This window comes from Nitrosomonas supralitoralis, from assembly GCF_003011925.2.
In the GTDB taxonomy this organism is placed as follows: Bacteria; Pseudomonadota; Gammaproteobacteria; order Burkholderiales; family Nitrosomonadaceae; genus Nitrosomonas; species Nitrosomonas supralitoralis.
Map to the genome: position 1 here is coordinate 14081 of NZ_PXXU01000016.1, position 12620 is coordinate 26700.

General features: G+C 45.4%; 12 protein-coding genes and 1 pseudogene. 1 reads left to right on the forward strand and 12 read right to left on the reverse strand.

The genetic code is table 11. The annotated features are described in order from the left end of the window. The first annotated feature begins 87 nt into the window (after positions 1-87). Complete coding sequence (locus tag C7H79_RS06950) at positions 88-1923, forward strand: sigma-54 interaction domain-containing protein (RefSeq protein WP_106706571.1); 1836 nt, start codon at positions 88-90, stop codon at positions 1921-1923. 172 nt (positions 1924-2095) lie between these two features. On the opposite strand, the gene C7H79_RS06955 is transcribed toward C7H79_RS06950, so the two are convergent. The 12 genes and pseudogenes from C7H79_RS06955 to C7H79_RS07015 all read right to left on the reverse strand — a co-directional run bounded on the left by C7H79_RS06955 (position 2096) and on the right by C7H79_RS07015 (position 12594). Beyond that, positions 2096-2431, reverse strand: a complete 336-nt coding sequence (locus tag C7H79_RS06955) for a P-II family nitrogen regulator (protein ID WP_106706572.1) — start codon at positions 2429-2431, stop codon at positions 2096-2098. Positions 2432-2809: 378 nt separating this feature from the next. After that, positions 2810-3655, reverse strand: a complete 846-nt coding sequence (locus tag C7H79_RS06960) for a phosphate ABC transporter ATP-binding protein (protein ID WP_106706573.1) — start codon at positions 3653-3655, stop codon at positions 2810-2812. Beyond that, positions 3652-4518: a phosphate ABC transporter permease PstA gene (gene pstA, locus C7H79_RS06965; protein WP_106706574.1), complete on the reverse strand. Its 867-nt coding sequence runs from the start codon at positions 4516-4518 to the stop codon at positions 3652-3654. Before pstA ends, C7H79_RS06960 begins: the two co-directional genes overlap by 4 nt. Further along, positions 4511-5416 carry a phosphate ABC transporter permease subunit PstC gene (gene pstC, locus C7H79_RS06970; RefSeq protein WP_242447182.1) on the reverse strand — a complete coding sequence of 302 codons (906 nt, stop codon included), beginning with the start codon at positions 5414-5416 and terminating at the stop codon, positions 4511-4513. Before pstC ends, pstA begins: the two co-directional genes overlap by 8 nt. Then, positions 5343-6179 carry a phosphate ABC transporter substrate-binding protein gene (locus C7H79_RS06975; RefSeq protein WP_197714603.1) on the reverse strand — a complete coding sequence of 279 codons (837 nt, stop codon included), beginning with the start codon at positions 6177-6179 and terminating at the stop codon, positions 5343-5345. Before C7H79_RS06975 ends, pstC begins: the two co-directional genes overlap by 74 nt. After that, a complete protein-coding gene (locus C7H79_RS06980; protein WP_197714604.1) occupies positions 6176-6979 on the reverse strand; it encodes a DUF547 domain-containing protein in 804 nt (267 codons plus the stop codon). The genes C7H79_RS06975 and C7H79_RS06980 overlap by 4 nt, the downstream gene beginning before the upstream one ends. A gap of 10 nt (positions 6980-6989) precedes the next feature. Then, positions 6990-9122 (reverse strand): dihydrolipoyl dehydrogenase family protein, encoded by a 2133-nt coding sequence (locus tag C7H79_RS06985; protein WP_106706577.1) that lies wholly within the window; start codon positions 9120-9122, stop codon positions 6990-6992. Between the two features lie 204 nt (positions 9123-9326). Then, positions 9327-9902, reverse strand: coding sequence for a glycosyltransferase (locus tag C7H79_RS06995; RefSeq protein ID WP_106706578.1), 576 nt, complete (start codon positions 9900-9902; stop codon positions 9327-9329). Next, positions 9895-10203 carry a glycosyltransferase family protein gene (locus C7H79_RS18820; RefSeq protein ID WP_242447183.1) on the reverse strand — a complete coding sequence of 103 codons (309 nt, stop codon included), beginning with the start codon at positions 10201-10203 and terminating at the stop codon, positions 9895-9897. The genes C7H79_RS06995 and C7H79_RS18820 overlap by 8 nt, the downstream gene beginning before the upstream one ends. 773 nt (positions 10204-10976) lie before the next feature. Then, a pseudogene (locus C7H79_RS07005) lies at positions 10977-11180 on the reverse strand (transposase); the annotation flags it as partial. A 214-nt stretch (positions 11181-11394) separates the two neighbouring features. Beyond that, positions 11395-12003, reverse strand: coding sequence for a DUF3047 domain-containing protein (locus tag C7H79_RS07010; protein WP_242447184.1), 609 nt, complete (start codon positions 12001-12003; stop codon positions 11395-11397). Between the two features lie 69 nt (positions 12004-12072). After that, entirely contained in the window at positions 12073-12594 is a 522-nt protein-coding gene (locus C7H79_RS07015; protein WP_106706581.1) for a carboxymuconolactone decarboxylase family protein, read from the reverse strand. Positions 12595-12620: the final 26 nt, after the last annotated feature.

Sequence of the window (12620 nt, forward strand, 5' to 3'; positions counted from 1 at the left end):
TGATTGTTACATATTTGCAAAATACAAAATTTTGCTATTCTCAATATTTTGAGTCAATATTCTCAAATATTTGTGAATTCTCCCAAAATGATCAACTCCTTTAAAAAATTATTTCAGAGCTCGCCTTTATGTGTAGCGCTACTGGATGACACACTGATTTGTCGTGAAATCAGCACGACCTGGCGTAACTATCTGAATCTGAAAACAACAGATGTAATAGCAATATCAGTTGAGGAATTATTGCAAGATTTGCGCGATTCGACACTCATGAATCAAATCGAACAAGTAGCGTATAAAGGCCACATCATCCATGAAAGCCCTGCCACGTTATTTCCAAGAAATCAGTCTATCAAACTGCCGCAGAAAGGCTTACTATCGGCTTGGCGCACGATATCACTGCATACCAAAAAAATCTGGGTACTGTTGGCATTCAACAATATTGCCGGATACAGCCAGACATCCAGTGAGCTACGTCGCTTGCAAACCATACACGAGTTGATCCTCAATGCAGCCGGAGAAGGAGTCTACGGGGTGGATTCCCAAGGTAACACCATCTTCGTTAATGAGGCCGCAACCCAAATACTGGGTTGGCGAGAAATAGACGTAATCGGTAAACCATTGCACGACATCCATCATCATTCCTACCCTGACGGCTCGCCCTACCCAAGCAGAGAATGTCCGATTTATGCGGCCATCAAGGATGGCAAGGTACATCGTGGTGATAACGAGGTTTTTTGGCACACCAACGGAACCGCAGTTCCTGTAGAGTATACAAGCACACCGATTCGAGAAGACAATCAACTTGCGGGAGCAGTAGTGATCTTCCGAGATATTACTGAGCGCAAGAAAAACGAACGACAACGCTCACTGGCCTATGAACAGATCAAAAAACTGAAGGATTTACTAGAACGTGAGCGCGATTATCTGCGAGATGAAATAAACATCACGATTAACTTCGGAGAGATCATCGGAGAAAGCCAGGCTCTAAAACGTACACTTAATCAGATTGAGGCAGTAGCTAAAATGCCAACAAGTGTTTTAATTTTGGGCGAATCAGGGGTTGGAAAAGAAATGATTGCACGTGCAATTCATGCTAATAGTTCCAGAGCTAACCAGCAACTTGTGAAAGTGAATTGCGCGTCTATCCCTAAGAATCTTTTTGAGAGTGAGTTCTTTGGGCATGTTCGCGGATCATTTACTGGCGCCCATCGTGACCGAATAGGACGTTTTCAGCTGGCTCAAGGCGGCACTCTTTTTCTGGACGAAATTGGCGAAATACCTATAGATTTACAAGGAAAATTGCTACGAGTGGTACAAGAGCATGAGTTTGAGCGCGTAGGAGACGATCAAACGATTAAAAGCAATGTGCGTATTATCGCTGCAACAAACCGCAATTTGAAAGTTGAGGTCGATGCCGGACGGTTTCGTGAAGACTTGTTTTATCGCCTAAGTGTTTTCCCTATTGAAGTACCGCCATTACGAGAGCGTATCAAAGATATCGGTCCGCTGGCATCCCATTTCTTGAGCGGCATCTGCACTGAATTGGGGCATGAGCCTTTATCTTTGACTCGGCATCAACTGGACATTCTTAATAGATATCCTTGGCCCGGCAATATCAGAGAGCTCAAAAATGTCATTGAGCGAGCTGTAATTCTTACGAAAGGCAAGCGACTCAGGCTAGACCTGGCTATGCCTGATAATGAAGAAAGCAAGCAAACTCCAGAAAACATAACTTCACTTGAAGAAACCGGGTTCGTCACAGATGCAGTTTTCCGTGAAAAAGAAAAAATAAATATGTGCGCGGCTTTGAGGCATGCAAACTGGCGCATCTCCGGCACAGATGGAGCAGCCGAATTATTGGGCGTTAAACCTTCCACACTTGCTTACAGGCTGAATTTATATGGAATTAAAAAGCCTGATTAACGGGTCGTTGAAAAACTATCTGCGTTGCAGCTACGGTGTTAAAAAATCTCAAGATGCTTATTTATTAAGCATAAATGCGATTTTACGTCTGTTGTTGCCTTGTATCAGTTGCCTCGAAAATGTTTTTCAACGGCCTGTTAAAAAACCTTCAACGTAACTTAGCAATACCGTCTTAGATATACATCTCTCCTTTTTGTTTGGTTGTGATATCAATAACATCATCAACTGTAGAGATGAAGATTTTGCCATCACCCAAATTACCTGTATGAGATGCTTCTGTGATTGCTGATACTACTTCGTCTACTTTGGAATCCTCAACAACGATAAAAAATGTCAAAACATCATTGTATCGCTCAATGTAACGGCCCGGCCCTGCCTGGACGTTTCTAGGTCCTTTCCCACGACCCTTTCCAGGGGTTACGGTCAATCCACCAACTCCTGATTTTTGCAAAGCATTCAAAATATCTTTTTCTCTGGATGCAAGAACAACTGCCTCTATTTTTTTCATATATTTCCTTGCTAATATGATTTAAAAATATATTTCCAAATAATTCTATGTTTATATGCTTTAAATATTACAAACAAAATATAGCAAGTTAGTACAAACAACTCAATCAGTATATAAATATCTATTTTTTATAGCTTCATTCCTCTAATCAACCCTTTTCCCACCGTTTGTTATGATATTTCTTCATTCATTTCAGCAACCACTACGGTACATCCGCTCGCTTCCATTCTCCCGCCGCGTATTTATTGGATTCCGTTCAGGTTGGATAGGTAAGGATGGCACCGAGAATACGATCCTTGCCCGGCACGGTCAGCACTTTGACAAAACTCTGCGCGACTCCCGCATCAGTAAAAATATATTACATAAATTCCTTATTATTTATCCTCTCGCACCATTTACATAAGCAGCTGTTAACTCGTGGCTAGGAGATTCAAAGATATGCTGACAACGACCAAATTCGATCAGTTGTCCAGCACGTCCACTGACCCAGAAAAAAGCAGCATAATTGGCGATGCGTCTTGCTTGTGCAAGATTATGCGTAACGATGACAATGGTGTAACGACCGCGCAGACGGCAAATCAGGTCTTCCACGACACCAGAGGCAAGCGGGTCCAACGCGCTGCAGGGTTCATCCATCAACAAAATCTTTGGCTGTAACGCCAGAGCACGTGCAATGCAAAGACGTTGCTGCTGCCCGCCGGACAAACTGAGCGCGGATACATCCTGGCGATCATGAACCTCATCCCATAAGCCGACATCTCGCAGCACTTGCTCAATGATTGCGGCTATTTCTGCTTTTTGGGTGATGCCATGTTCATTCAATGGTAGCGAAAGATTGCGGCGGATGGAAAGCGGAAAAGGCGTAGGTTTCTGGAACACCATCCCGACTTGGCGGCGCAATGTCTGCGCGTGAGTGTCAGGATGATGAATATCCTGATTGTGTACCAGAATCTTTCCTGTGACATTACAGCCTGGGATCAGATCTGTTAGGCGATTGATTGCTGACAGAAAACTGGTTTTCCCGCAACCGGATGGCCCGATCAACGCAGTAATGCATCCTTGGTAGATATCCAGCGTTACCTTATCCAGAGCGATCATGCCGTCATACAGCAGTGACAGATCCCTCACCTGAATCGCGGGTTGCGGATCACAACAGGCTGGGCCAGCCTCAAGCGGTCCCAAGGTAAAAATATTCGGCTTATCCGTGGATTGATTGGAATTCATGTCATGATCTTCCTGCGTTGCAGGCCATGAGCAAATTTCATGGCCAGAATATTTATGCATAATAACAGACTGACCAGCACCAGGGATGAAGCGTAAGCCGGCGTATCACCGCCGGGAACATTCATGGACAAATCGAAAATATGCAACGCCAGTGCGCGTCCTGAATCCAGCAAAGAATCCGGCATGCGTTCAACATAACCGCTGGTAAACAGTAAAGCTGCCGTCTCCGCCAATGCACGCCCAATACCTAACAGAAGTCCGGCAGCCAAAACCGGCGCGGCAGCCGGAAGTATCAAATGAATCAGTGCTGCTGTTCGCGTCAGACCCAAAGCAGATGCTGACGTACGGTAAGTATTTGGTACGGTGCGCAGCCCTGCTTCAGCGGTACTCGTCAGTATCGGTAACAACATGCATGCCAGCGTCAATCCGCCTGACAAAATAGAAAACCCCAGCCCTAGATAAATACTGAAAAAAGCATTACCAAACAACCCAAAAACAATCGAAGGTACTCCCGCCAATACATGCAGACTGAATCGCACTGCTTTGCCGAAAGCATTGTCTACCGCAACAAATTCCGCCAGTAGTATCGCAGTGGTCCATGCAATGGGTACTGCTGTCAACACCGCTACCAACAAAATTAATAGCGTGGAGACCAATATGGGTGCAATACCCCCTGCCCGCCCGGTATCTCGCGGAGGCTCTATCAGGAACTCCCAGGAAAGATGTGCAATGCCGCCGCGTATCAGATCAACCAATATCCATATAAAAACCGCGCTGATCAGCAATACCGACGCATAAATCAGAAACTGCACTCCACGATCACGTAAAATTTGCCACGCATGAGTATTCCTTACTTCATGCATGGCGCTGTTTCTCCAGCAATCCGGCTATACCCGACAACACCATAACCAACAACATCAAAAGCAATCCAGAAACAAACAGAACAGCACGGTGATCCCCCATGGCATATGCGGTTTCCAGCGCAATATTGGCTGCCAGTGTACGCACCGGATCAAAAAATGTTTCAGGATACTGCACCACATTGCCTGCCACCATTAATACCGCCATGGTTTCACCGAGCGCACGCGCCGCCGCCAGAATGATTCCTGCGGTAATTCCGTTTTTTGCAGCTGGTAACGCAACTCCTTGAATCATGCCCCAGCGTGATATTCCCAGAGCAATCGCATTGCGCAGGAATTCAGCAGGAACCGCCATTAATGCAGAATAGGCAGTCAGTGTAATCGTCGGCAATATCATTAACGTCAATACCAGAATGGCGGCCAATAAACTGGCGCCTGGTGGATGGAGTTGATTTATCAGTGGAACCAGCGTCGTTAATCCCCAAAAACCAAAAACGACGGAAGGAATCCCTACCAGCAATTCAACCAAGCGTTTATACCATTTGGCCAAACGTGGTGATGCGTAATAAACAATGAAAAGCGCCGAGGCAATTCCCAACGGGATCGCCAGCAATAAGGCGCCAACACTGGCATAAAGCGTACCTGCCAGAATCGGCATCAATTGATAGGCACCTTCCAGCGGATGCCATGAAGTATCTGTAAAAAAACGTACGGGTGATATTTGACCCAATACAGGCCAGGATTCAACTACCAGGAACAACGAAATCAACAACATGACCAGCGCTGAAATAACAGCGCCCGCACGTAAGATACCCTGCAGCAGAGAATCAGTTAACTTCAACGGGAACAAAATATTGCGCTTCGACCAGATCATGGGTTTGTAGCGAACGAGCAAATTCAATGAAGCGCCGAGCTAGTTCCTGTGGTTCTCGAGATGTAATCAGATTAAGCGGACGGGATAATGGAAAAGTCCCATTGCGTACATTAGCAATCGTGGCATCAACTCCATCCAATGGCAGTAACTTGATCGGCACGCCCCGTTCGGCTTCATATTCAGCTGCTCCAATCGAAACATAACCAATTGCATTTGGGTTGCCTGCAACGGTCTTGATACCTTGCGGGTTATCACCAATGATGGCATGCGGCTTGATCTGACTGTTTTTCAGTTCAAGATAGTGCAAGAACAATTCCAGCGTTGATCGTCCCTCAGCTTTGTTAACCACTGTAATGCGCGCATCAGCTCCACCCACCGATCTCCAGTTGGTTATTTTGCCGGTATAAATATCAATGATCTGCTGCTTGCTAAGCGCAGTTACCCGGTTATTGGCATGCAAAATAATGCTGATACCATCCAGTGCAATGGTAAACGCATGCAAACCGTTTTCATCCGGCTTGAGAGCGCGCGATACCATTCCGATGTCAGCCGTGCCATTGCGGGTATCGTTGATGCCACGGGAAGTTCCACCGGTTTGCACATCAATCCGCACGCCAGGATTCATAGTCTCAAATCGCCGGGCCATTTCGCCCACTAATGGAGCCACGGTACTTGAACCTGTCAGTACCAACCGCTCGGATGCGGCATATGCGCAAGCCAATCCGCCGAATTCAAGTACGAAGCACGTAATGAAAACCAGTAAAAATTTTTTGCTGTCTGACATACTCATTTCTTCTCGTTCAATGCCCAGTCATAATCAAGAAATCTTATTTTGATACCTCCGGCAATAATTAATGCTTTAGTTTCAGGAGTATCAGCAAGACTATCCACATAGTGAGCAAAAAACTGATCTAATTTATTCCAACCTTTCCAACCCCGTTCAAAATCTTCCCGGTACCAATCGAAGATCTTTGACACTTCCAGTCTCCCGGTTGTGACGTTATAACGATTACGTGACCGATCAGCCAGAAAAGCCCGCGTCACTGTCTCCAATTGCGACTCCAGTTTTGTACCAATATAAGCTTCATTCAATAAGCCCGGACAACTAATCGACGCACAGTTCACAGCAAAGTGGATACGCGGCTCATTGTAATCTCCTGGTTTACGAATCATGCCATGTTCAATATCATCCAGTGATAGCATCTTGTCAAATAGCGGCACAAAACTTTTTTTCCATGGATTTTGCAACAAAGAACCCAGATCCTTAATCGAATCCAGCCTGGGATAGCGGGTAAGAATTAAATCTACGGTATAGGCGTTATACGCATTGATCAAAAAGGCTAACCGTTCTGACCGGCTCCAGGCTGAGAATTCATTTGCGTTGATCGCCGACAATTGAGACAAATAAGTATGCAAAACTGCACGTTTTTGCAGAAGACCTGTGTAATCTACTTGGCTGGCTTGTCCATGATTTATCATCTGAACATGATTTTGCAACAATCCATTCCAGACACTATGATCAAATTCGGCGGCTAGTACTGTATTTGCTGATACCAGCAGAGCAAATGCTAAAAGCAATCGCTTCATCATAGTCATTCTCCTAACTTCGTTGTTTGGTATGAAATTTCTCTACCCACTTCAACAGCCATTGCGGTGCATGAGCGCGCTTCCATTCTCCAGCCGCATATTTATTCGCTTCTGACCAGGTTGGATAGGTATGGATCGTGCCAAGGATTTTATTCAGACCCAGGCCATGTTTCATCGCCAACACAAACTCTGCCAGCAAATCACTGGCATGCTCACCGACAATGGTCACCCCCAGAATTCGATCCTTGCCCGGCACCGTAAGTACCTTAACAAATCCATGCGCGGCTTCATCTGCAATGGCTCGATCCAGATCACCCAGATCATAGCGCGTTACTTCAAAAGCAACTCCTTGTGCCTTCGCCTCATTTTCCGATAATCCTACGCGCGCAACTTCCGGATCGGTAAATGTTGCCCATGGAATCACTGAATAATCAACTTTGAAGCGCTTTAAATCACCAAACAAGGCATTGACCGAGGCATACCATGCTTGATGCGCCGCAGTGTGTGTAAACTGGTAAGGCCCGGCAACATCACCGCAGGCATAGATGTTGGGATAGATTGTTTGTAGCTTGGCATTGGTCTCAATGGTGCGTCTTGATGAGACTGGAATACCAAGTTCTTCCAAGCCAAAGCCTTCCGTGCGAGGCGCTCTGCCGACCGCACATAATAAGGCATCAAATGGCAACACGGTTTCTTCACCCGTCTGGTTACGCACAATCAAGCATTGAGTATCTGCATCTTTCTCACAACGCACAGCTTCAGTTTGGGTCAGTATTTGCACACCATCCGCTTGTAATGCCGCCTTAACCAGCGCAGCCGCATCGGCATCTTCACGCGCCATCAAATCACCCATCTCTACCTGTGTTACTTGGCAACCCAGTCGAGCAAACGTCTGTGCCAGCTCACACCCAATCGGGCCACCCCCCAATACAACCAGCCGATCAGGACGTTGTGTCAACGACCAGATCGTATCGGATGTGTAGTAACGAACGGCTTCAAGACCTGGGATGTTTGGAACCGCGGGGCGGGCGCCCGTAGCAATGACAATGGCACGTGTGGTCAAGGTTTGACCGTTCACTTCTACTGACCAAGGTGAAGTGATGGTTGCTTTTCCTTGCAGTACCTCGACCCCTAATTTCGTGTATCGTTCTACCGAATCATGCGGCTCAACCGTGCTGACGACGCGCTGTACACGCGCCATCACATCACTAAAATTGTAATCAACCGTTGCAGTAGCAATACCCAGCGATGCGGAGTTTTTTACTTGTTTCAGGAAAGCTGCTGAATGAATGAGTGCCTTGGAGGGCACGCAACCGTAGTTGAGGCAATCGCCGCCCATTTTATGACCTTCAATCAACGTTACCTTGGCACGAGTAACTGCGGCAATATATGAGCTCACCAAACCTGCGGCACCGGCGCCAATCACCACCAGATTGCGATCAAACTGAACGGGCTTTGTCCAGCGCGCATATAATCGCCGAGTTTTGACCATGCCAATGCCCCAACGTGCCAGCCACGGAAAGGCTGCCAATAAAACAAATGACCCAATTAACGCTGGGGACAAAATATCCGTCAAATGAGTAATCGCTGCTAACTGGGTACCCGCATTAACATACACGGCGGTTCCTGCTAGCATACCTACTAAACTGGCCCAGAAAAATGTTGCACTGCGAATGGTAGTCAATCCCATCAATAAATTGATGAGAAAGAAAGGAAAAGCAGGTACCAGTCGCAAGGAAAATAAATAAAACACGCCATCGCGCTCAAGACCTTCATTGATAATTTTTAGCCGATCACCAAAGCGGCGCTGCACGGAATCCCGCAATACATAACGCGCGGCCCAAAAAGCCAAGGTTGCACCAATCGTGGCTGAAATAATGACCACCGGTACGCCCACCCATATCCCAAACATGGCACCACCGGCCAAAGTCATTACGGTTGCGCCTGGCAAAGACAATGCAGCCATAACGATATACGTGAAGGAATAGAGACCAATGACTAAAAATGGTTGTTCCTGATAAGCTTGCTGCAGGTCATAGTGGCTTTCCTTGAGCGTTTCCAGACTAAAAAAACGCCCCAAGTCGAAAATAAAAAATAACGCCATTAGCAGTCCAAGTAAAGCAAGTATCCACCAACGATTTTTCATATTTTTTCCTTTATCATTTCATTTCGCTGCATGACGCACCAAACCGAAAGCAACTATAAAACGATGGTGTTTCATACTCACGGGCACTTGCAGACTCTGAGCTAACGTTTCGCTCAGGGCATAGTCCGGGTCATCATCAACCAAAATGCATGCATACATTTATTTACGGTTATTCTAGGTACATCGCCACCAACCATCACGCTTTCAATGCCGTAAATGAACAAATATAGGCTCGCTTAATGACAGAAATTTCCTCATACAACGCACACTCCGCGCTAAAGGTACTTCCTCGTATAAGGACCAGAGAGCGTGACCTCCAACCTGGATATAAGCCTGCCGTAAGATAAATAGACCTTGATCTCCATAGGGAACACCACCAAAACGACACCGTAGGACAATCGCGGACTCCAAAACAAAGCGTTGACCAAGTGCACAGGACGTCAAAGCGAAAACAAATATAACCCCTACCGCATCATGCTCAAAGGCTGCTGTCATTACAGACAGTAGATCCGGTGGCAAGCGGGCATCTGCATGTAAAAACCATAGGACATCACCTTGTGCTAATGCAACTCCGGCCAATAATTGTTGCCCTCGACAGGGTTTACTGGACAGCCAGAGAACATGATACTGATTGCAAATTTCACGGCATTTCTTGTTGTCTGCGCCATCGACAACAATAATTTCTGCCGGGTGATGTGACAGTTGATGCAATTGCTTAGGCAAATGCATCAACTTCACTTCATCTTGGTAACAAGGAATAATGACACTATCGCTACGCATGTTTTATTTCCTTTATCTGGATATCATAGATTAATGTGTATAACGCACGTCGTGCTGGATGTTGCTCGTCACTTAACACAGAAACTAATTTCATGAGATCTTCCGGTTCATCAACATCAAAACCTTCAATCAATGTAGCAACCGAGTGCTCCACATCCCGACAACTGTTAGCCAATGATTCACCTAGACTGCTGGAACTCCACGGCAGATCAGTTAGCTCAGGCCACGAAAAATTACCTGCCATCAGTAGGGTAGAACTATCACAGGTGATTGCACCGGTGAAGATAAAGCAACGACCCAATCATGATCATGTGCCGCTTGCCGAAACAATCACAATAGAGCCTGATAAGTTGTAGGCGTCTTCCAGCGCACAGGCAATCAATGTTTCGGCGATTACTTCCATACTCAGTTTGGCAGCCAGTCTCTGTTTGCCGAACCGCGTGTAGGCCGCTTACATACTAAAACTAAAGTGGGCAGTTCAACCATATTTAATTTTATTATTTAATTAACAAATTAATTGGAATACCAATATGCTAAAGACTAATTGCAGTCACAAATAAGCATATCCCTCATCTGTAACTCAAATATTAGTCAATAGTGAACGAGATTCCTTACATCACAGATATTTATTAATGGCTATGTTAGCGTTAATTGTTGACGTAAAGTGATAAGATAAATAATCAATGAGATAAGAGATGCCATGAAGAGCAAAAATTTTCAGGTTTTGACCACAGAGTTCACGCAACTGACACCACACCAACGCAGCATTCTGCCAGATCGATTGCATGAAATTGAGCATAACTCTATGTAACGCACTCTGATTGAGGAGTATCTATCGAACAAGTCACAATGCCTTAAGTGTAGTAAAGAACACATTGTTTGCTGGGGTTCTGCATCCACCACAAGCTGCAAAGTTACCTTTAATGCTCTGACGGGCACCTCATGAGCGAAGTTGCGGCACAAAGATAAATGGCTATGCTATAGCCAGCAGCTGTCTCAGAGAAGAAGTATTCGGTAAGTTGCATCAATAAGCTCGACCAGCTGCCGTTCGGATCGGATCGTCAATAACACTTACAGCAACGATGCTCTCTACAATCGCTCCGGCGGTATTGAGGGACGCCCTTCTTTCGAGTAAACATAATCAAATGGCCGACCATTCCCCTTGAGTATGCCATCCACCAATTCCCTCAAAGGGCGCACTGCATGATCAACAGGAATTCGTGCTTCCAAGTTGACGTAACTAAAAAGTTGTTGCTGAGAGTCTTCAATTCCGTACATGATTTATAAGGTGGGCGGTTTTTTGTGAAATACTGGCCTCCATTTTAAAACCACGTCACATACACATCATGAAAAAACTTTTTATAAGATGCTCAATGTAATTCATGTGTGTAATAAGTCATAATTGCTTGGTAATTTGCCTTTGTTGCTAATGCTTGCAGCAGATGAAGGATGGGAAAACTGGAGGTATTTTGTGAAACAAATCAGTGGCAGCTTATTCTTTAGTAAACCAGATATCACCATACCAGGCTGTAGCCGCAGCGCCCGTATTATCCGTGTCGGTCATAATCGCTACGGCATCAACCAGACCTGGCTCCTCACCGAATAGCTGTCGATAATCAGCAAGCACATCGCGCCTTTCACCAATCCAGTGACCTATACGATCAGCGCCAGATTCTACGGCAATCATTCCCGCATTGCTTGTGAAAGCACTGAACCAGTTACTACCAATTGGCTGCTGATTTGACCATACATAGTTGATGGCACGCGTGCGCCAGAAAGCTAAGCCACCCGAAAACACGACGTAAATTCGTGCAGGATAATCATCCCCCGCGCGAGCACGCTCATCGTTACCTTTCAAAATGTTATCAACCTTCCATACCCAGTTGAGTATGGGTGTTTTGACAAGATCAATACTGATCTTACGATAAAGTCCTGAAGCAGCTGCACTGCTGTTAGCATGCAACGCCGTTCGACTGCCGTCATTCTTCAGAGAATATACCGTTTCACCGACAAAAACTTTTGACTGCCACCCATTTAAATCCCCCTGAGAAAAACGAGCTATATCAATATGATCGACCTCTGCCCATGACCCAGTAGGCAAACAAGCTATAATCCAGCATAGTAGTCTTTGCATAGCAGAAATAATTTTCTATGATCCAATCTATTAGTATTAAAAATCTATTTCAATACCCATCACATCAGCGAATCGATTAAATGCTATAAAAAGCTCCATCGTTCCAAATGCTTCCAGCACCTCAGAGTCTTCAATCCCAAGATCAACTAATTTTTTGAGTTCAACATTACCAATGTTATGCCAATCTAGATTCGCTCTACGGGCAAACTTCACCAGCGCTATTTCCTTGTCGGTAAAATCATTGGGAAGTGTGCCCTGAAACATCTCATCAATCTCCGATTCACTGACTTTCATGCTGCGCAGCGCTGCACTATGTGCCGCTACACAGTAAATACACTTATTATCATATGAAATTACTGATGCAATAGCTTCCTTCACTTTGCGTCGCAATTTGCCTTGAAGCATAATCGCCTTGAATTTCTCCCAATTGGCTGCAAGTAATGGCGGATGTTCGGCATAGGCTTTGAAAATATTAGGAACATGACCTCCAAAAGTTTTTCCAATTTCAAGCAATATAGCTGATGACTCAGATGTTTTTTCAGTGTCTGCTTGTAGCATTTGCTAATTCTCCTCATTCAGCGACA

What these genes read in the sequence shown, in the direction of transcription:
- C7H79_RS06950 (WP_106706571.1), top strand. Translation starts at nt 88, where the DNA reads ATGATCAACTCCTTTAAAAAATTATTTCAGAGCTCGCCTTTATGTGTA.
- C7H79_RS06955 (WP_106706572.1), bottom strand. Translation starts at nt 2,431, where the DNA reads ATGAAAAAAATAGAGGCAGTTGTTCTTGCATCCAGAGAAAAAGATATT.
- C7H79_RS06960 (WP_106706573.1), bottom strand. Translation starts at nt 3,655, where the DNA reads ATGAATTCCAATCAATCCACGGATAAGCCGAATATTTTTACCTTGGGA.
- pstA (WP_106706574.1), bottom strand. Translation starts at nt 4,518, where the DNA reads ATGCATGAAGTAAGGAATACTCATGCGTGGCAAATTTTACGTGATCGT.
- C7H79_RS06975 (WP_197714603.1), bottom strand. Translation starts at nt 6,179, where the DNA reads ATGAGTATGTCAGACAGCAAAAAATTTTTACTGGTTTTCATTACGTGC.
- C7H79_RS06980 (WP_197714604.1), bottom strand. Translation starts at nt 6,979, where the DNA reads ATGATGAAGCGATTGCTTTTAGCATTTGCTCTGCTGGTATCAGCAAAT.
- C7H79_RS06985 (WP_106706577.1), bottom strand. Translation starts at nt 9,122, where the DNA reads ATGAAAAATCGTTGGTGGATACTTGCTTTACTTGGACTGCTAATGGCG.
- C7H79_RS06995 (WP_106706578.1), bottom strand. Translation starts at nt 9,902, where the DNA reads ATGCGTAGCGATAGTGTCATTATTCCTTGTTACCAAGATGAAGTGAAG.
- C7H79_RS07015 (WP_106706581.1), bottom strand. Translation starts at nt 12,594, where the DNA reads ATGCTACAAGCAGACACTGAAAAAACATCTGAGTCATCAGCTATATTG.